The following is a 19,087-nucleotide window of genomic DNA, read 5'->3' on the forward strand; positions in this document are numbered from 1 at the left end:
GGCATTGCCTCGGCTTTTTTAGTGCGCTCGTTCAATTCGCAAGGAAGGGGATGGGCAGGCCAAAGGTCTCGGCCAACAACACGAAGTTGAGGCCCAAAACCGCGCAAGCGCCCAAGACGGCCAGCACGCGCAGCACCGGCCCGATCCGAAACGCCCCCATCACGTCGCGACGCGCGGAGAAATACAAGAGCGCCAGCATCGGTACGGGCAGGGCGATGGACAGAACCACCTGCGACATGACCAAGGCCTCGGTGGCGTTCACCCCCATGGCGACCACGGCAAAGGCGGGGACCATGGTGATCAGGCGCCTGAGCCAGATCGGGATGCGGATGTGCAGGAACCCTTGCATGATCATTTGACCCGCCATGGTGCCCACAACCGACGAAGAAATCCCCGAAGCAATCAGCGAGGTCAGGAAAATCGCAGCGGCCGCCGCGCCCAACAGCGGCGTGAGCGTGTGATAGGCGGTTTCGATCTCGGCCACCTCGGAATGGCCTTGGTGAAAGGCGCTGGCGGCCATCATGACCATCGCCATATTGACCATGCCGGCGACGGCGAGGGCCAGAACGACCTCGGTATTGGAATAGCTCAACACGCGCCGCCGGTCGGCGTCGTCCCGCATCACGGCGCGCGATTGCGTCAGGCCGGAGTGCAGGTAGATCGCATGCGGCATCACGGTCGCGCCGATGATGCCGACGGCGATGGTCAGCGCCGCCGCATCGGGCAGATTGGGCGTCACAAGGCCGGTCGCCGTGGCGCCCCAGTCGATGGGGGCGATGAGGATTTCCGCGAGATAACACAGGCCGATGAGGCCGACCATGGCGCCGATGATCAGCTCCATCGGGCGAAAGCCGCGGCCCTCGAAAATCAGGATGCCATAGGTCACGATCGCGGTGATGCCCATGCCGACGATCAGCGGCAGGTTGAACAGAAGCGCAAGCCCGATGGCACCGCCCAGGAATTCCGCGAGATCGGTGGCCATGGCGGCCACCTCGCTCACCGCCCACATCACCCAGACCAGAGGCCGGGGCAGGTGGTCGCGGGACAGTTCGGCGAGGTTCTTGCCGGTGACGATGCCCAACCGTGCGGAGAGCGCCTGAAACAGCATGGCGATGAGGTTGGCCAAGAGCACGACCCAGAGAAGCGTATAGCCATAACCCGCGCCGGCTTGGATGTTGGTCGCGTAGTTTCCGGGGTCCATATAGGCGACAGAGGCGATGATCGCGGGACCGGCAAAGAGCAACCGACTGCGCCAGCCGTGGCGCTGTCCGGTGAGGACGGCGGTGATACCGCTTTGGGTTCTGCGCGTCAGGTCTTGGCGGTTTGAGCTCTGCCGGGCTGCGTTTTGGCGTGTCGCGTTTTGCATTGGACTCACATCTATTGCCTTATAGATGATCTATAGCCTATGCTATATTTAAATCAATCGAAGTTTTCGCAGGCGCAGCAAAAGGGGAGAGGGCGATGACAGAGGTGGAGCAGGCGGATCGCTTTGCCCGCGCGCGGGAGGCGCAATCCGTGGCCCTCATTGAAGATTACGTCGAGATGATCGGCGATCTGATCGCGGAGCTGGGCGAGGCGCGGGTGGCGGACATCGCCGAACGCATGGGCGTGGCGCAACCGACCGCGACCAAGGCGATTGCGCGTCTCAAACGCGACGGCTTTGCCACCTCGCGGCCTTATCGCGGCGTGTTCCTGACCGAAGAGGGCGCAGAGCTGGCCGAGCGCGTGCGGGCGCGACATCGCACCGTGGTGGCGCTTTTGGTGGCGGTGGGGGTGCCCGAGGAGATCGCGGAATTGGATGCCGAAGGGATCGAACATCACGTCTCAGAGCAATCTCTGAAAGCCTTCGAAGACTTCTTGCAGGGCAAATAATCAGAAGGTCGGAAACGAAAAAGGCCGGGCATCACGCCCGGCCTTTCGCTGTTTGTGGTGCGGATCAGGCCGCTTTCTTTTTGCCGCCGAAGATCTTGAAGATGATCACGAAGAACAGCGGCACGAAGAGGATGCCCAGAACCGTGCCGGTGATGGTGCCGCCGAGCACGGCAGCCCCCACGGCCATCCGGCCACCGGCGCCCGCGCCCGTGGACAGAACCAGCGGCACAACGCCCAAGGAGAAGGCCATGGAGGTCATGATGATCGGGCGGAAACGCTGTTTCGCGGCGGTGAGCACGGCCTCGAGGAGCGGCGTGCCGGCCTCGACCTGTTCTCTTGCAAATTCGACGATCAGAATGGCGTTTTTCCCGGTCAGACCGATCACGGTCAAAAGACCCACCTGAAAGAACACACCGTTCTGGAAGCCGAAATGCCAGGCGGTGAAGAGCGTGCCCAGGATCCCCACCGGCATGGCGAGCATGACGGAGAAGGGGATCGCCCAGCTTTCATAAAGCGCCGCGAGACAGAAGAAGATCGCCGCCAGAGAGAGCATGTAGAGCATCGGCGCTTGCGAGCCGGATTCGCGTTCTTCGAGCGACAGACCGGTCCAGGCCACGGCAAAGTTGCCGGGGATCTGCGCCACGAGGCTCTCGATTTCCGCCATCGCTTCGCCGGTGGAGACGCCCGGAGCAGGGGAGCCCTGAATCTGCATCGACGGCGTGCCGTTGTAGCGGTTCAGACCCTGCGGCCCGTAGATCCAGCGCTCGGAGGTGAAGTTCGAGAACGGCACCAGCTCGCCGGAGCTGTTGCGGACCCGCCATTTTTGCAGATCGCTCGGGGTGGCGCGGGAATCCGGTTCGCCCTGAACATAAACGCGTTTGGTGCGGCCCTGGTCGTTGAAGTCGTTGACATAGGAGCCCGCCATGGCGATCGACAGCGTGTTGCCGACCTCGGAGGGGTTGACCCCCATGGCACCCGCCGCACGCCAGTCGATGTCCAGCTTGAACTGGGTCGCATCCTCCTGGCCCGAAGGACGCACCGAGGCAATCAGCGGGCTTTGTGTCGCCATGCCCAAAAGCATGTTGCGCGCCTCCAAGAGCTGTTCGTGGCTCTGACCGGCCGGGGCCTGAATATAGAAGTCAAAGCCCGAGACGTTGCCCAGTTCGATCACCGCAGGCGGCACGATGGGGAAGGCCATGGCTTCCTGAATGCCCATCATCGCCGGGAAGGCGCGGCCTGCCATGGCTTGGACGGATTGCTGTGCCTCGGGGCGTTCTTCCCAGTCTTTCAGGCGGACAAAGGCGAGGCCGTTGTTTTGCCCCACACCGGAGAAAGAGAAGCCGACGACGGAGAAGACCGAGTCCACGTTATCGCTCTCGGCGGAGAGGAAATAGTCGCGGATCTGGTCGGTGGCGGCCTGGGTGTTTTCTACGGTGGAACCCGACGGGCCTTGGACCAGCGCCATCATGATGCCCTGGTCTTCGTCCGGCAGGAACCCGGTGGGCGTCTGCATGAAGAGCCAGACGATGCCACCGCCCATCAGGGCATAAACGGCCACCATGCGCAGCGGACGGCGGATGATGTAGCCGACCGTGCCGCCGTAGCCGCCAGAGATTTTGTCGAAAGCTTTGTTGAACCAACCAAACGGTCCTCGCGACGCGTGATGCGCGTCCTTGCCACGCAGAATTGTGGCGCAAAGGGCGGGTGTCAGGGTCAAAGCGACCAGAACGGAGAGCATCATCGCGGAGACGATGGTGATCGAGAACTGGCGATAAATCACGCCGGTGGAGCCGCCGAAGAAGGCCATGGGCACGAACACTGCGGAGAGCACCAATGCGATGCCGACGAGGGCGCCGGTGATCTGGCCCATGGATTTCTTGGTGGCTTCACGAGGGCCGAGGCCTTCCTCTTCCATGATGCGTTCGACGTTTTCCACCACAACGATGGCGTCATCGACCAAAAGACCGATGGCGAGCACCATGGCGAGCATGGTGAGCACGTTGATGGTAAAGCCGAAGGCCGCGAGGATGGCGAAGGTGCCAAGGATAACCACCGGCACGGCGAGCGTCGGGATGAGCGTCGCGCGGAGGTTTTGCAGGAACAGGAGCATCACGAAGAACACCAGAACGATGGCTTCGATCAGGGTTTTCTGTACCTCGTGAATCGAGATTTCGATGAAGGGCGTGGTGTCGTAGGGGATCACATAGGTCATGCCCTCGGGGAAATATTGGGCATAGTCCTCGATCTTTTCCCGCACGCGATGCGAGGTGTCGAGCGCGTTGGCGCCGGGTGCCAACTGGATCGCCATGCCGGAGGCCGGTTTGCCGTTAAATTCCGCAATAGTCATGTAGTTTTCCGCGCCCACTTCGACACGGGCCACATCGTCGAGCAACACAAGCCCGCCGTTCTGTTCCGAGCGCAGGATGATGTTGCGGAAATCTTCCGGCGTTTCCAAAAGGGACTGCGCCGTAAGCGTCGCGGTAAAGGCCTGACCGTCGGGCGAGGGCAAGGAGCCGAAAGAGCCAGCGGAAATCTGGGCGTTATAGCCGGAGATGGCACCGGTCACATCCGTCGGCGTCATGTCAAACGCGGCAAGTTTCGACGGATCCAGCCAGATGCGCATCGCGTATTTCGCGCCGAACACCTGTGTGCCGCCCACGCCTTCGATCCGACTGAAGGCATCCACGAGGTTGGAGTTGAGATAGTCCGAGAGGTCGGCCTGGTCCATGCTGCCGTCTTCGGAAATCACCCCGATCACCATCAGGAAGCCAGCGGAAGATTTTTCCACCGTCACACCTTGGCGCTGCACCGCATCGGGCAACAGCGCCGTGGCCTGTGACAGTTTGTTCTGCACCTGCACCTGCGCGATGTCCGGGTCCGTGCCGGTCTCGAACGTCAGCGTGATCTGCGCCGAGCCCGAAGAGGTGGAGGACGAGGACATGTAACGCATGCCGTCGAGACCCGTCATCTGTTGTTCGATGATCTGGGTGACGGTATTGGCCACGGTTTCCGCCGAGGCACCCGGATAGGTGGCGCGCACGGAGACGGAAGGCGGCGCGATCTGCGGATATTGCGCCACGGGCAGGGTGAAGATCGACAACAGGCCGACCCCCATGATCAGGATGGAAATCACCCAGGCAAAGACCGGGCGGTCGATGAAAAAACGAGCCATATAATCAGGTCCTTATCGGGTTATTCGCTGGCTTCGGGCGCAGCAGGCGCCTCTGCACTTTGGTCTTGCGGGGCCACGGTGGCGCCCGGAGCGGCTTTTTGCAGACCGGCCACGATCACCCGGTCGCCTGCGGCCACACCGCCGGTGACCACCCAATTCGCGCCCTGATCGCTCACCACGTCCAGAATGCGCTGTTCGACCACGTTCTCGGCATTCACCACCAAGGCCATCGGACGGCCGCGACGATCGCGGCTGACGGCCTCTTGCGGCACGAGCACGGCATTGGGCACCACGCCCTGGGGCATCTCGACCTGCACATACATGCCCGGAAGCAGGAAATGATCCGGGTTCGGGAAGGACAGGCGCAGAACGGTCGTGCCGGTGTCCTCGTTCACATAGGGCTCAGCGGCGGACAACTCGCCACTATACTCATAGCTCAACCCATCGGAGAGCGTCAGTGTCACGCTTTGATCAAAGTCCTCAACCGTCTCCGCCTCCGAGCCGTTGCGGCGCCACCGCAGGATGTCTGCGGCCGCCTGGGTCACGTCGACATAGATCGGATCGAGCGCGCGGATCGTGGTCAGGGCATTGGCCTGACCGGCGGTCACCAGCGCACCCTGGGTGATCTCGCTGAACCCCGTGACCCCGGAAATCGGCGCACGAATTTCCGTGCGGTCCAGGTCAATCTCGGCAGAGAGAAGATTGGCTTCGGCCACTTTCACTGCGGCTGCGGCGGAGTCGCGCGCGGCGATGGCGCTGTCGAGGTTCTGCTGGGCCACCACGTTGCGGGTGCGCAGTTCCTCTTGGCGGTTGTATTCGATCTCCGCCGATTTCAGTGCGGCTTCGGCTTGGGCGAGGCTGGCTTCGGCGACGGCTTTTTGTGCCTCATAGGTGGCGGCGTCGATCTGATAGAGCGGATCGCCCTCGGAGACCGTGCTGCCTTCCTGGAACAGGCGCGATTGGATGATGCCGCTGACCTGCGGGCGCACTTCGGCGGCGGAGGAGGCGGCAACACGCCCCGGCAGTGGCGCGGAGAGGGTCACGTCTTTGGCCTCCAGCGTCACGACGGTCACCGGCGTCGGGGGCGGGCCGTCCTGAGCCAGCGCCGGAGCGGCCAGTGCGAGGGCCTGCGTGAGGGCAAGAACGGGCAGGGCCCGGCGCAGAGAGGGGGAAAAACGGCTGTGCATGAGGGTCTCCGAGGAAAACATCCCGGCCTTTGCGAGACCGGGGAAGGGAAGCAGGCGCAGGGGCCAGCGAATTCTATGACATTTTTGTATGTCAAACGTGCGTCACATGTGATTTTACGAGTTGTGCTTGAATTTCGATTAAAGAAACCCGATAGTTTTGTAAAGCGGTGCCGCCGGTTGTGGCTGTGCGCCACCGCTCAATGGGGTGTGGGGAGGTGCAGATGACAAAAAAACAGGCAAATGACGCGCCTTGCGATCACGCGCCCGCCGCGCGGCGGCGCGGGCGTCCGGTGCAAATGGATATGGCCGCGCGCGAAGAGCGCATTGTCGAGGCCGCGAGTTCACTGTTGACCGAGGGCGGGTTCGACCATGTCACCATGGCGGCCATCGCGCGGCGTGCGGGCATGTCGAAACGCACGCTTTATGAGCATTTCGAAAGCCACGAAGCCCTGTTGGGGAGTGTCATTTCGCGCATGGGGGAGCGGATTTTTCGCCCGCTACGCCCCGAGGATGAAGGGCGCTCGCTGACGGAGCGCTTGCAGATTTTGCTGACCCTGAACAAGCCGCCGGGGGCCGAGAAGAGCAAGCTGGAATTCCTGCGGACCCTGATTGCACGGGCGCAGACCTATCCGACGCTGTCGCGACAATTGCTTGAAAACGGACGCGGGCGGTTGATCGGCCATGTCTCCGAAGAGCTGGCCCGCGCAAGCCGGGCTGGCGAGATCGAACTTGCGCCCGACGCTGCCGCGCTTGCCGCGGAAATGTTGGTGAATTTGACCTTCGAGGATCCGGTGCCGCGGCTGTTGCTGTGTGTCGAGTGCGATCCCTCGCCGGAAGAAATGGTGCGCCGCCGCGATCTGGCGATTTCGCTGTTTCTTCACGGCTGCGGTGCGAAAAACTTGGGCGCGTCTGACTGAAAATGAGGCAGGCGGGGCTGCGTGTCGGCCCATCTGTCGAAATCGCGGGCCTTTGCCGTCGCGCGCGGTAAGGTCTCGGGACGGACGACAGAGACGAGACATGACATGAGCGCCTATTCCTGCACGCTTGGCGGCGAAAACTTTCGGTTCAAAACCCTCGCGGAGGTCATGGCCAAGGCCACGCCCGCGCGCTCCGGCGATGCGCTGGCCGGGCTGATGGCCGAGAGCGATGTGGAACGCGTCGCTGCCCAGATGGTGCTGGCCGATCTGCCGCTTAAGGTCTTTCTCGAAGAGCTTTTGATCCCCTATAACAGTGACGAGGTCACGCGGCTGATCGTCGACAGTCATGACGCGGCGGCCTTCGCGCCGGTGTCGCATATGACCGTCGGTCAGTTCCGCGATTGGCTCCTGTCAGATGCCGCCACGCCCGCCGCACTCGCCGCACTTGCGCCGGGGCTGATGCCGGAAATGGCCGCCGCTGTCTCAAAACTCATGCGCAACCGCGATCTCATCGCTGTGGCCCGCAAAATCACCGTCGTGACGGCATTTCGAACCACGCTGGGCCTTGAGGGCCGCATCGGCTCGCGTCTTCAGCCAAACCACCCGGCGGATGACCTGAAGGGCATCGTCGCCTCCACCCTCGACGGGCTGTCCTATGCGGTGGGTGACGCGGTGATCGGCATCAACCCGGCGACCGACAATATCCCGACCGCGATGACGCTTTTGTCGATGTTGGACGACCTGCGTGCGCGCTACGACATCCCGACGCAAAGCTGTGTCTTGACCCATGTCACCAACTCGATCGAGATCATCGAGCGCGGTGCGCCTTTGGATTTGGTGTTCCAATCCGTCGCGGGAACGCAGGCTGCGAATGAGGGCTTTGGCGTGACGCTTGCGATGCTCAAAGAGGCCCATGAGGCCGCGCTGTCGCTGGGTCGCGGCACGGTCGGGCAAAACGTGATGTATTTCGAAACCGGGCAGGGCAGCGCACTTTCCGCTGACGCGCATCATGGCATTGACCAGCAGACGCTGGAGGCCCGCGCCTATGCCGTCTGCCGCGCCTATGATCCGCTCATTGTGAACACCGTGGTGGGGTTCATCGGGCCGGAGTACCTCTATGACGGCAAAGAGATCATCCGTGCGGGGCTGGAGGATGTGTTCTGTGGCAAACTCCTCGGTCTGCCAATGGGGTGCGACGTCTGTTACACGAACCACGCCGAGGCCGATCAGAACGACATGGATGTGCTGATGACGCTTCTGGCCAATGCCCGCGCGCAGTTCCTGATCGGGGTGCCGGGCGCCGATGACATCATGCTGAATTACCAAAGCCTCTCGTTCCACGACATCGCTTATCTGCGCAATGCGTTGGGGCTCAAGGCGGCGCCGGAGTTTGAGGCGTGGTTGGAGGTCATGGGATTGGTGAACGAGAGCGGCCATCTGTTGCAAAGCGATCTCGGTGCGCAGCGGCTTTTGGAGGCGGCGCAATGAGTGATGTCGTCAAAGACCCATGGGCCAAGCTGCGCGACGTAACGCCCGCCCGCATCGGCCTTGGTCGCAACGGCGCCGGGCTGCCGACAGGGGCCAATCTCGAGTTCCAATTTGCCCATGCCCGTGCCCGCGATGCGGTGCATTCGGCATTGGATGTGGCGGCTTTGGAGGCAGAGCTTGCGCCCTTCGAGGTGATCCGTGTCACCTCCGCAGCTATGGATCGTGCGAGTTACCTGCGCCGTCCCGATTTGGGGAGGAAACTGGGGGCGGGTGAGGCAGAAAAACTGAACGCCAGACCGCCCTGCGACGTGGCCTTCGTCATCGCCGACGGCCTGTCCTCGGCGGCGGTGCAGGCCCATGCGGCGGCTGTCGTGCACGCCGCCTCCGAGAAACTCGACGGTCTTACCCTTGGCCCTGTCACCATCGCCACCCAGGCCCGTGTCGCCATCGGGGACGAGATCGGCGCGGCTTTGGGGGCGCGTCTCGTGGTGCTTTTGGTGGGTGAACGGCCCGGCCTCACAGTGGCCGACAGCCTTGGCGCTTACCTGACTTACGCGCCCACTCCTGGCACAAAAGACAGCCAGCGCAACTGCCTGTCGAACATCCACGGCAAAGGCGGGATGAGCTATGGTCAAGCCGCCGCCAAGATCGCCTGGCTCACCCGCGCAGCGCTCGAACGCGGGGTGACCGGCACCGGTCTCAAGGAGGAAAGCGGGTCGCTGGAAATAGAAAATGCCCCGCTGATCGACGGGGCATAATCCATATTTATCAAACTATTGCGTGGGTGTCTTACATCGCCGCCGCAACGGTCGTCAGGCCATTGTCCACCGCGTCCAGAATGCGGTCGATGTCGTCGGCTTTCGAGATTAGCGCCGGCGAGAAGCACAGCGTGTTGTTAAAGCCCGGCACCGAGCGGTTGGTCGCGCCGATGATCACGCCCTGCTTGTCGCATTCGGCCACGACCGCCTGCACCAGCTTTTCGTTCAGAGGCTCTTTCGTCTCGCGATCCGCCACCAATTCGGCGCCACAGAACAGGCCAAGCCCGCGGGTGTTGCCGATCAGCGCATGCTTGTCCATCAGCGCGGCCAAACCGTCCTGAAGCCGCTGGCCCATCACCTTGGTGTTGTCCAAAAGGCCCTCTTCCTCGATGATCGCCACGTTCTCGATCGCCGCCGCAGGCCCGCCGGTGCAGCCGCCAAAGGTGGAGATGTCGCGGAAGTAGTTCAGCGGGTCTTCGGCGTTGTCCTTGAACATGCCGAACACCTCGTCGGTGGTCAGCATCACGGCGATGGCGGCATAGCCCGAGGCGACGCCTTTCGCGGTGGTGACGAAATCCGGTTTGATGCCGTAGTTCTGATAGCCGAACCACTCGCCCGTGCGCCCCATGCCACAGACGACCTCGTCGATGTGCAGCAGGATGTCGTATTTTTTGCAGATCTCCTGCACCTTCTCCCAATAGCCTTTGGGCGGCGTGATGACACCACCTCCCGCCGTCACCGGCTCAAGGCAGAGCGCGCCCACGGTGTCGGGGCCTTCGCGCAGGATCACCTCTTCGATGGCCTCAGCGGCGCGTTCGCCGTAATTCTCGACGTCCCATTGTTTGCGATACTCAAGGCAATGCGGCACCTCGACGAAATCCGGCACAAAGGGGCCGTAATGCGTCGCGCGTTGTTTCTGACCGCAGGCGGACAGAGTGGCCACGGTGGTGCCGTGGTAATCGCGGTCGCGGTAGAGGATTTTCGACTTCTTGCCGCCGTAGCGTTGCGCAGAAATCTGACGGACCATTTTAAAAGCCTTTTCATTGGCTTCCGAGCCGGAGTTGCAGTAATACATGCGCGACAGACCCGGCGTTTTCGCGGTCAGAATCTCGGCAAATTTCGCGCCGGGAACGGAGCCCGCAGAGCCCGCGAAATAGTTCATCTTGATCAGCTGATCGCGCACCGCATTGGCGATCCGCTCGCGGCCATAGCCGACGTTCACGGTCCAGACACCGCCGGAGACCGCATCCAGAAATTCGCGCCCGTTCTGGTCCCAAACCGACATGCCTTTGCCCTCGACAATGATCCGCGGATCACGGCTGTCCAGAAGCTGGTGCTGGAACATATGGTGCCAGACGTGGGCGCGGTCGGCCTCGACGATGGCGGAGAGATCATTGTCATGCATTGGGGAAACTCCATTCTTGACCCGACAATCCAGTCGGGCGTGCGCGAGCGGTCATAGTCTCAGTCAAAAGCAATTATAAGGACAGATCAATGGGGCGGGCTGTCTGGACTCACTCTTTCCATTCTCTGGCACCTTTGCCGTCGCCGTTTTTGCGGCAAGGAAAGGGTATGACAAAAGCATTCACCCCTCCCGCCGACGCCGTGGCCGCCATCGCCGCCTATCGCAACCTCAACCTTGTGGGTGGCGCGGGGGTGACCGTGGACCGTGGCCTCGACGTGTTGAACCCTGCCACAGGCGCGGTTCTGGGCCAAGCGGCGGCTTCCGGTGTGGCGGAGACCGAGGCAGCGGTGGCGGCAGCGAAAGCGGCGGGTTCGGGTTGGGCCGCCATGCCAGCGCGCGAACGCGGCAAGGCGGTGGCCGCAGGTGGACGTGCCCTGTTGGAGCATTTCGAAATCGTGGCGCAGGTTCTGGCCCGCGAGACCGGAAAAGCGATCCGCACCGAGTGCAGGGGCGAGGTGAAGACCGCCGCAGACATCCTTGAATTCTATGGCGGATTGGGGTCGGAGCTTAAAGGCGAAACCATCCCGTTCAACCCGCGCATGTTGACTATGACCACCCGCGAACCGCTGGGTGTGGTCGCCGCGATCGTGCCGTGGAACGTGCCTTTGGTCCTGATGATGCTGAAGATCGCGCCTGCGCTGGTGGCGGGCAACACGGTGGTGGTGAAGGCGTCCGAGGAAGCGCCTTTTGCCACCTATCTGGCCGCAGACATTCTGATGCAATTCCTGCCCGATGGCGTTTTGAACGTGATCAACGGCACTGGCGCCGACTGTGGCGCGGCGCTCACGGCGCATGCGGATGTCGCTAAGATCACCTTCACCGGCTCGGAGGCCGTGGGCGAAACCGTCTACAAAGCGGGGGCCGCGCGCATCGTGCCGGTGTCCTTGGAATTGGGCGGCAAATCCCCGATGATCGTCTGCGACGACGCCAATCTGGACAAGGCGGTGGCGGGCGCCATCTCTGGCATGCGCTTCACGCGGCAGGGGCAAAGCTGCACGGCGTCCTCGCGGATTTATGTGCATGAGAGCCTCTATGACGCCTTCCTCGCGGCGTTGATCGAGGCGTTGAACGCGCTCAAAATTGGCGACCCGCTGGATGAGGCCACAGACATCGGCACGATCATCAACGCCAAACAGGCCGCCGTGGTCGCGGGCTATGTGGCGCAAGCCGAGGGCACAGAAGGCGCGCGTGTGATCCGCTGTGGTCAATTGCCCGAAGGCGCCAATCTGACCCCCGATCTCTTTGCTCTGCCGACGCTGTTGCTCGACCTGCCCGAAGATCATCCTTGCGTGCAAAACGAGATTTTCGGCCCCGTCGCCGTGATCCAGAAATGGTCCGATTATGACGATGTGATCGCGAAAGCCAATGACAGCCGCTACGGGCTGGCCGCCACCGTCTGGACCGAAAACCTGTCCCGCGCTTTGGATGCCACGTCGCGGCTCAACGCGGGCTATGTGCAGGTGAACCAGAACCTGACGATCCAGCCCAACGTCTCCTACGGCGGTTTCGGGCGGTCGGGGCTGGGCAAGGAGGCGTCTCTGGAGGCGATGCTCGCGCATTTCACGCGCTCGAAGACGATTGTTATTGCGATGGATTGAGGGGCGCTGAAAAGCAGGGAAAGGTTTTGAGGAAGTGGCGTAAGTCGGGCTTGCGTCCAGAGAGGACATTGGCCACGAGGGTGTGCGCCGGACCGTGGGCAGGCGCTAAAACATCTGAATGATGCGCTTTATGTTGGCAAAATCCGAAAAAGATCAGATCGTTGCGCGAGGATTGCAATGCGCCTGACCGCCGGGACGGTCCGGCGCACGCCCGGCGCCTTCGGCTTGATTCCGGGCGGTTGTGCTTCGTTTGCAGGAAAGGTTTTCCGATAGCCGTAAATCAGCTTTTCTGAGCGCCGCGAACCGCTTCAATCACGACCCTCAACTCCGCAATTCCCGGCGCGATCTTGTCAAAGTCAATCGCGCCGAAGCCCAGCCTTAGGCGGTTGCGCGGCGCGCCCTCGCGCAGATAATGCGGTGTGCCGTCCTCGACCAGAACGCCGCGCGCTTCGGCCTTGTCCTTGACCAATCCGGCCTCGACACCCTCGGGCAGGGTGATCCAGACACCCGAGCCGCCGGTGGTCATGGTCACCTCACAGCCGGGCAATTGCCGGTCAATCTCGCGCAGCATTTCGCGCCATTTTTCCGCCATCCCACGCCGATGCCGCCGGATGTGGGCGTCGTAATGGCCTTCGGACAGAAACAGCGCCATGGCGCGTTGGGCCAGCGCGGACGGATGGCGATACATCAGGCGCCGCAGGTGACGCAATTCGCGGATCACCTCGCGGTCGGCGGCGATGAACCCCAGTCGGATGCCGGGAAACAGCGGTTTCGTCAGCGAGCCGATGTGGATCACCCGCCCCGTGGCATCGAGCGCCTTGAGCGTCGGGTGTTGGGCGCCGACGAAGTTCAGCTCATGTTCGTAATCGTCCTCGAGAATGAGGAAATCCTGCGCGGCGGCGGCCTCCAGAATGGCCAGACGGCGCTCCATCGGCATGGTGATATTGGTCGGGCTCTGATGCCCCGGTGTCAGGTAGACCATGTCCGCCTCGGCCAATTCCGGCCCGGGTTTCAAGCCCTTGCGGTCCACCGGCAGGGGGATGACCTGCGCGCCTTGAGCGGCAAAGATGTTGCGCGCATCGACATAGCCGGGGTCCTCGATGACAATGCTGCGTCCGGGCGCCAGAAACAGGTTGGCGACCATCCAGATCGCGTTTTGCGCGCCCACGGTGATCAGCAATTCATCGGGTTCGGCGCGAAAGCCGCGCTGGGGCAGGATGCGGCGCGAGATTTGATCGAGTAAAAGCGGATCGTCGGCGTCGACCCGGTCGTCTGCCCAGGACCCGACATGGCGCGTCGTGCCCGCCCGGCGCAGGCAATCGCGCCAGCGGGCGACGGAAACCTCGTCGCGCCCGACCTGGCCGTAGAGAAACGGGTAGGGGAAGTGCCGCCAATCCTTGCGCTTGTCGATGTTGATCTGCTCAGAAAACCTGCGCGGCAAAAAACGGTCGAAATCGGGGGGCGTTCCGCCACCGCTTTGACGACGCGGCGGCGCGACGTTGAGTTTTTCGCGGACGAAATTCTCGTCGATGAAATAGCCGCGCCGGGGTTTTGCGGTGATGAACCCGTCCTGATGCAAGCGGTCGTAGACAATCGAGATCGTATTGCGCGAGACCTTGAGCGTCTTGGCAAACTCGCGCGACGAGGGCAGTGGATCGACGGGCGAAAGCGCGCCGTCGAGAATGGCCTGAATGAGGCGCTCCTGAATCTGATGCTGAAGCGAGGCGCTTTGGTCAAAGCCCTGTTCGAAATACCGGTCCAGCATCCTCGTGTCTCTTCTGCCCAAGGGCCTCTGGCCCGTTTCGGTTCTGCCAGTGTGGCGGGCGCTCTCCTTGCGTCAACGCCACTCTATTGTGCAGCGTGGTGCCGTCCAGAGGGGAAAGCGCCTCTGGTCCTATAGTTTGCCCCTTCTGGCTCTAAATTGAGCAGAAGCCGCCCTCCTAGGCTTTTGCAAGAGCGGTCTCTGATCGGTCTCTGACCAGTTTCGGGCCAGAGGACCGCCGCATAACAACCAAAAAGTTCACGGCAAAACGTTCACGGGGAGTGACATGACGACATTCAAAACCAGCAGCCGCACCAACACTGGCCTCAAGCGCCGCAGCTTTCTCAAAGGGTCCGCCACAGTTGTGGCCGGCCTCGCAGCCCCCACCATCGTGAGCCGGTCGGCTTTGGCGTCTTCGGGCGAGATCAACGTGATGATGTGGTCCGACTACCTGCCGGAAAGCTTCGTGACGGCCTTTGAAGGCTCGACCGGCATCAAGCTCAATTTCACCGGCATCGGCTCCAACGAGGAGATCATCAACAAACTCAAAGCCACCGGCGGAGAAGGGTTCGACATCGTCTCGCCGACCGTGAACCGCAACCTTTTGTGGGCGGAACTGGGGCTTTTGCAGCCCTTCGATATGACGAAAATCGCCATTGAAAAGGTCAACCCGGCGATGGCTCTGGGCGAAAAACACTGGAACTTCGGCGGCGAAGGCACGTTTTGGGTGCCGCATATCTGGGGCACCGAAGGGGTTGCTTGGCGCACCGACATGTTCACGCCTGCGGGCGAGTTCCCGTCGTATTACGACATTTGGGACGACGCCAATGCGGGCAAAACCATGGGCCGCGGCCATTCTATGTTGTTGGGGCTTGGCCTCGGCATGGAACGCCTTGGCATGATGGAGCCGGGCTCGATGTGGGCGGCCTATGAAAGCCCTGAGAAAATGACCGAGGTCTGGACCAAGGTTGTCGAGCATGCAATTGAAAAGAAAGGCAATATCAAGCTGATCTGGAATGATGCCGACACTCAGAAGAACGGGCTTTTGAACGAGGGCGTCATTGTCGGCCAGACCTGGGACGGCCCGCCGATCGCTCTGAAAAACGAAGGCGAGCCGGTGATGTACCGCGCGCCGGTCGAGGGCGCGATGGCCTGGGTCGATGGCATGGCGATGCCGACGGGGGCGACCAATATCGAACAGGTCTATGCTTTCATCGACGCCTGTTACAACCCGGAATGGGCCGGTGAGGCGATCAAGACCCATGGCTATAACTCGCCGGTGCTGGGCGCTGATGCCTTTGGTGGTGAGATCTATGCCAAGAACTTTGCCGATGCCTATCCGGGCGAGGCCTTGGCGAACCTCAACGCCTGGCCGGCAGAGGCGCCGTGGTATTCGGAAATGCGCACCGAATTCACCAATAAATTCCTCTCCGCCTAATTCCGATCTGGCCCCGTGCGGATCTGCGCGGGGCCTTTTCGCACTCAATTCATAAGAGAGGCAACATGCCCGACCAGACCCCAGATCGCATCCCCGACCGTTCTGTCCTCCTCGATCACGTCTCCATCCGCTTTGGCAACTTCACCGCTGTCGACAACGCCAATCTGAAAATCAATTCCGGCGAATTTTTCTCCTTTCTCGGGCCGTCTGGCTGCGGCAAGACCACCATGCTGCGCTGTATTTCTGGCTTTTCCGAACCGACCGAGGGCAAGGTTTTGATCGGTGGCAAGGATATGGCCGGTGTCGGCCCGAACAAACGCCCGACCGCGTTGATTTTCCAGCATCTGGCGCTTTTCCCGCTGATGACTGTGGCCGAGAACATCGCCTTTCCTCTGGAGGTGCGGGGCGTGTCTAAAAAAGAGCGGCGCAAAAAGGCGGACGAATTGTTGGACATGATCGCCCTGCCGGGGATCGGCGACAAGAAGGTCTCGGAACTCTCCGGCGGCCAGAAACAGCGCGTGGCGATTGCTCGTGCGCTGGCCGTGGAGCCGGATATTTTGCTCTTGGACGAGCCTTTGTCAGCGCTCGATCTCAAGCTGCGCCAGCACATGCGCACGGAGCTGCGTGCTATTCAAAAGCAGGTCGGCGTGACCTTTATCTACATCACCCACGACCAAGGCGAGGCGTTGACCATGTCCGACCGTGTGGCCGTGATGAGCCGCGGTGTGATCGAACAGGTGGGCGAACCGGATCGAATTTACAATCGTCCTCGGTCGGCTTTCGTGGCGTCTTTTGTTGGCGAAAACAACGCGTTGCAGGGCGTCATCAAGGGGCAGTCGGGTGACTTGGCAGCCCTTGAGACGCCGATGGGCACCTTTGAGGCGCGTGTCGGTGGCGGGCGTAAATACAAGGCAGGTGACGAGGCGCTTTTGTTTGTGCGGCCGGAACAGCTCATTCCCTGTGCAACCGAAAACACGTTTCAGGCGACGCTTTCCCGTCAGGAATTCGAAGGTGCGACCAACCATGTTTTTGCCAAGGCTGGCGACACGGAATTGCGTATCTCCATGGTGAACGCGGGGCTGGCGGGCAGCTTGCCGGGGCAGGGCGAAAGCCTGTCGTTAGGCTTCGCGCCGATGAATGGCACCATCCTTCCGGTCGGCCATATGGCGAGTGAATCATGAAACAGTTGAAGCTCGCTTACACCACCTTGCTCGCCAAACACGGCATGGGGGCCGCGCTGTTCATCGCCATCGCGGTGACGCTTTGGGTCGTCGTGTTCATCACCCTGCCGCAGCTTTCGATGCTGGATTATTCCTTTCGCTTCAACCTGCCCGCCGATCAGCTCGGCACCGAGGCGGATCACTACACGCTGGAGCAATATCGCAGCTTTTTCTTCAACGCGGACGGCTCCTTCAACACGCTCGACATCATGATCCTGATCCGCACGCTGATTGCGGCGCTGATCGTGACGATGATCGATGTGCTGATCTGCTATCCCATCGCCTATATCCTCGCCCATGGCGCCAAGGGCGTCGCCGCGCGGCTCATGGTGATCGGGCTGGTCATTCCCTATTGGATCAACGAGATTCTGCGCGCTTTTGCCTTTCGCGTCTTGTTTGGCTCCACGGGTGTCGTGAACACCTGGGGGATGCAAATGGGGCTTTGGGACGCGCCGGTGGATTTCATCCGCGCCGATGTGGCGCTCTATTGTGGTCTCGCCTACGCCTATATCCTCTTGATGGTGTTTCCGATGTACAACGCCATCGAAGCGCTGGATCACACCCAGGTCGAAGCCGCCCGCGACATGGGCGCGCCTTTGTGGCGGGTGCATTGGCGGGTGGTCTTGCCGATGGCGAAACCCGGCATCGTCTCGGGGGCGACGATGGTTTTCATGCTGACCGCAGGGGCACTGGCCGCGCCGCAAATCCTGGGCGGGCCCTCGTCCCTGTGGTTCACGCAGCTCATCTATCAATGGTTTAACGAATCCTCGAACTGGCCCAGAGGCTCGGCCTATGCCGTGGTGCTTTTGGTGACCTGTATCAGTTTCGTTTTGCTGATGATGCGGGTGTTCAAGGTCTCCGTCGGGGAGATTGGCAAATGAGCAGGCACACGCTTTTCGGCGGCGCCTATGCGCTTGCCTTCTTCGCTTTCCTCTTCGGCCCGCTGGTTATCATGGCGACGACCGCTTTCAACTCCTCGCGCTTTCCGCGTGTGGCGCCGTGGGAGTGTTTCACCACCGGCTGGTTCGGCGAGTTGTTCGGCAATGCGCGCCTGATGGAAGGCTTGATGAATTCCGTGATCATCGGCGTGGGGGTCGTGGCCTTGGCCGTGCCCATCGGGCTGGCGGGGGCTTTGGCCTTGTCCGAGCTACCACCCAAGCTGCGCTCGATGCTCTACACGGTGTTGATCCTGCCGATCCTGATCCCCGGCGTTGTTTTGGGGATTTCGACCATCGTGCTCTGGGGCCAGATCACGCGCGGCACGGGAGCGGGGTTCTTGTATAACGGCTATTTCCTGACCATCGTGGGCCAGATCACCTTTGTCTCCGCCTATGCCATGTTGGTGTTCATCGCGCGACTGCAACGGTTTGACGCGACCCAGACCGAAGCCGCGCTGGATTTGGGCGCCACGCCCGGTCAGGCCTTCCGCAAAATCCTCTTGCCCTTCATGGCGCCCGCCATCGGCTCGGCGGCGTTCATCACGCTTTTGGCCTCCTTCGAGAACTACAACACGACTGTGTTCACCGTTCTCTCTGAAAGCACCTTCACCACGGCCTTGGCCTCCAAAGTGCGTCACGGCACCGATCCTTCGCTCTCTGCGCTGGCGGTGATCATCATCACGCTGACACTGGTCGGCGCGCTCACGAATGAGGCCTATCAGCGCCGCAAAGAGGCCGAAGCCGGTGGCCGCGCCTCGCGCTCGCCGCTTTATGCCAATCCGGTGACCCGCGCGCTGACCCATCCCGGCATCGTGTTTGCGATCCTCGTGACGGCGATCGGCGGGATAACTTACGCGGGCTCGCAATATGACAGCTCGGTCTGTGAGGCCGCCGTGTTGCAGGAGAAACTGGATCGTCAGGAAGAGCTGCGCGCCGAACAACGGGCGAGGATCGAAGCGCAGGAAGCGGAGCAGGGCGTGACCGTGCCGAAACCCGACAGCGCCTTTGGTGGGGCCTTCGGGGGTGTTGGGACACCTGCCGCACCCGCGGCTCCGAAGCCCGAAAGTCCGTCGGCTTTTGGTGGGGCGTTTGGCGGGATCACGGCTCCGAAAACGGAGGAATAGGAAAGGGGGCCAAACGGGCCCCTTTTTCTTCGCCCGAATAGCACCGCAGGTGCCGGGCGAGCGCCTGCCCGTTCCGGCGGGCTGGCGCTTTTCTGCGTCTGACGTCGTCTCAATGGACTACGGATTTGGCTGGCATAAACTGCACTGC

At 61.8% G+C, this 19,087-nt stretch carries 14 protein-coding genes; 9 read left to right on the forward strand and 5 right to left on the reverse strand.

Annotated features, from left to right (window positions below):
- Positions 1 to 31 precede the first annotated feature (31 nt).
- A complete protein-coding gene (locus HCZ23_RS03030) occupies positions 32 to 1,366 on the reverse strand; it encodes an Nramp family divalent metal transporter (protein WP_167600194.1) in 1,335 nt (444 codons plus the stop codon).
- Positions 1,367 to 1,461: 95 nt separating this feature from the next.
- On the opposite strand from HCZ23_RS03030, the gene mntR reads away from it, so the two are divergent.
- Positions 1,462 to 1,872: a manganese-binding transcriptional regulator MntR gene (mntR, locus tag HCZ23_RS03035; RefSeq protein WP_167600195.1), complete on the forward strand. Its 411-nt coding sequence runs from the start codon at positions 1,462 to 1,464 to the stop codon at positions 1,870 to 1,872.
- 64 nt (positions 1,873 to 1,936) lie between these two features.
- Here the strand turns inward: mntR and HCZ23_RS03040 are convergent, their stop codons facing one another.
- Entirely contained in the window at positions 1,937 to 5,044 is a 3,108-nt protein-coding gene (locus tag HCZ23_RS03040; protein WP_167600196.1) for an efflux RND transporter permease subunit, read from the reverse strand.
- 20 nt (positions 5,045 to 5,064) lie between these two features.
- Positions 5,065 to 6,231 carry an efflux RND transporter periplasmic adaptor subunit gene (locus HCZ23_RS03045; RefSeq protein WP_167600197.1) on the reverse strand — a complete coding sequence of 389 codons (1,167 nt, stop codon included), beginning with the start codon at positions 6,229 to 6,231 and terminating at the stop codon, positions 5,065 to 5,067.
- Between the two features lie 221 nt (positions 6,232 to 6,452).
- On the opposite strand from HCZ23_RS03045, the gene HCZ23_RS03050 reads away from it, so the two are divergent.
- The 3 genes from HCZ23_RS03050 (at position 6,453) to eutC (ending at position 9,394) form a co-directional block, all read left to right on the forward strand.
- Positions 6,453 to 7,148 (forward strand): TetR/AcrR family transcriptional regulator, encoded by a 696-nt coding sequence (locus HCZ23_RS03050; RefSeq protein ID WP_167600198.1) that lies wholly within the window; start codon positions 6,453 to 6,455, stop codon positions 7,146 to 7,148.
- Between the two features lie 105 nt (positions 7,149 to 7,253).
- Positions 7,254 to 8,636, forward strand: coding sequence for an ethanolamine ammonia-lyase subunit EutB (locus tag HCZ23_RS03055; RefSeq protein WP_167600315.1), 1,383 nt, complete (start codon positions 7,254 to 7,256; stop codon positions 8,634 to 8,636).
- Complete coding sequence (gene eutC / locus HCZ23_RS03060) at positions 8,633 to 9,394, forward strand: ethanolamine ammonia-lyase subunit EutC (RefSeq protein ID WP_167600199.1); 762 nt, start codon at positions 8,633 to 8,635, stop codon at positions 9,392 to 9,394. Before HCZ23_RS03055 ends, eutC begins: the two co-directional genes overlap by 4 nt.
- Positions 9,395 to 9,425: 31 nt before the next feature.
- Here the strand turns inward: eutC and HCZ23_RS03065 are convergent, their stop codons facing one another.
- A complete protein-coding gene (locus HCZ23_RS03065) occupies positions 9,426 to 10,799 on the reverse strand; it encodes an aspartate aminotransferase family protein (RefSeq protein WP_167600200.1) in 1,374 nt (457 codons plus the stop codon).
- A gap of 167 nt (positions 10,800 to 10,966) precedes the next feature.
- Here HCZ23_RS03065 and HCZ23_RS03070 point away from each other — a divergent pair, with 167 nt between their 5' ends.
- Positions 10,967 to 12,457, forward strand: a complete 1,491-nt coding sequence (locus HCZ23_RS03070) for an aldehyde dehydrogenase family protein (protein ID WP_167600201.1) — start codon at positions 10,967 to 10,969, stop codon at positions 12,455 to 12,457.
- A gap of 280 nt (positions 12,458 to 12,737) precedes the next feature.
- Here HCZ23_RS03070 and HCZ23_RS03075 read toward each other — a convergent pair whose 3' ends face one another.
- Positions 12,738 to 14,222 carry a PLP-dependent aminotransferase family protein gene (locus HCZ23_RS03075; RefSeq protein WP_167600202.1) on the reverse strand — a complete coding sequence of 495 codons (1,485 nt, stop codon included), beginning with the start codon at positions 14,220 to 14,222 and terminating at the stop codon, positions 12,738 to 12,740.
- Positions 14,223 to 14,505: 283 nt separating this feature from the next.
- Here HCZ23_RS03075 and HCZ23_RS03080 point away from each other — a divergent pair, with 283 nt between their 5' ends.
- From HCZ23_RS03080 to HCZ23_RS03095, 4 genes are all read left to right on the forward strand, one after another.
- On the forward strand, positions 14,506 to 15,657 hold the full coding sequence (locus HCZ23_RS03080; RefSeq protein WP_167600203.1) for an extracellular solute-binding protein: 1,152 nt from the start codon (positions 14,506 to 14,508) through the stop codon (positions 15,655 to 15,657).
- Between the two features lie 65 nt (positions 15,658 to 15,722).
- The gene (locus HCZ23_RS03085; RefSeq protein WP_167600204.1) at positions 15,723 to 16,838 is read left to right on the forward strand and encodes an ABC transporter ATP-binding protein; all 1,116 of its coding nucleotides are present in this window, start codon (positions 15,723 to 15,725) and stop codon (positions 16,836 to 16,838) included.
- Positions 16,835 to 17,758 carry an ABC transporter permease gene (locus tag HCZ23_RS03090; RefSeq protein WP_167600205.1) on the forward strand — a complete coding sequence of 308 codons (924 nt, stop codon included), beginning with the start codon at positions 16,835 to 16,837 and terminating at the stop codon, positions 17,756 to 17,758. The genes HCZ23_RS03085 and HCZ23_RS03090 overlap by 4 nt, the downstream gene beginning before the upstream one ends.
- The gene (locus HCZ23_RS03095) at positions 17,755 to 18,939 is read left to right on the forward strand and encodes an ABC transporter permease (RefSeq protein WP_167600206.1); all 1,185 of its coding nucleotides are present in this window, start codon (positions 17,755 to 17,757) and stop codon (positions 18,937 to 18,939) included. Before HCZ23_RS03090 ends, HCZ23_RS03095 begins: the two co-directional genes overlap by 4 nt.
- The last annotated feature ends 148 nt before the right edge of the window (positions 18,940 to 19,087 follow it).

Source organism: Celeribacter sp. HF31 (assembly GCF_011806455.1).
Lineage (GTDB): Bacteria > Pseudomonadota > Alphaproteobacteria > Rhodobacterales > Rhodobacteraceae > Celeribacter.

Coding starts and splice junctions, on each gene's coding strand:
- HCZ23_RS03065 (WP_167600200.1), bottom strand. CDS start 10,799: ATGCATGACAATGATCTCTCCGCCATCGTCGAGGCCGACCGCGCCCAC.
- HCZ23_RS03055 (WP_167600315.1), top strand. CDS start 7,254: ATGAGCGCCTATTCCTGCACGCTTGGCGGCGAAAACTTTCGGTTCAAA.
- eutC (WP_167600199.1), top strand. CDS start 8,633: ATGAGTGATGTCGTCAAAGACCCATGGGCCAAGCTGCGCGACGTAACG.
- HCZ23_RS03075 (WP_167600202.1), bottom strand. CDS start 14,222: ATGCTGGACCGGTATTTCGAACAGGGCTTTGACCAAAGCGCCTCGCTT.
- HCZ23_RS03085 (WP_167600204.1), top strand. CDS start 15,723: ATGCCCGACCAGACCCCAGATCGCATCCCCGACCGTTCTGTCCTCCTC.
- mntR (WP_167600195.1), top strand. CDS start 1,462: ATGACAGAGGTGGAGCAGGCGGATCGCTTTGCCCGCGCGCGGGAGGCG.
- HCZ23_RS03040 (WP_167600196.1), bottom strand. CDS start 5,044: ATGGCTCGTTTTTTCATCGACCGCCCGGTCTTTGCCTGGGTGATTTCC.
- HCZ23_RS03070 (WP_167600201.1), top strand. CDS start 10,967: ATGACAAAAGCATTCACCCCTCCCGCCGACGCCGTGGCCGCCATCGCC.
- HCZ23_RS03030 (WP_167600194.1), bottom strand. CDS start 1,366: ATGCAAAACGCGACACGCCAAAACGCAGCCCGGCAGAGCTCAAACCGC.
- HCZ23_RS03080 (WP_167600203.1), top strand. CDS start 14,506: ATGACGACATTCAAAACCAGCAGCCGCACCAACACTGGCCTCAAGCGC.
- HCZ23_RS03090 (WP_167600205.1), top strand. CDS start 16,835: ATGAAACAGTTGAAGCTCGCTTACACCACCTTGCTCGCCAAACACGGC.
- HCZ23_RS03050 (WP_167600198.1), top strand. CDS start 6,453: ATGACAAAAAAACAGGCAAATGACGCGCCTTGCGATCACGCGCCCGCC.
- HCZ23_RS03045 (WP_167600197.1), bottom strand. CDS start 6,231: ATGCACAGCCGTTTTTCCCCCTCTCTGCGCCGGGCCCTGCCCGTTCTT.
- HCZ23_RS03095 (WP_167600206.1), top strand. CDS start 17,755: ATGAGCAGGCACACGCTTTTCGGCGGCGCCTATGCGCTTGCCTTCTTC.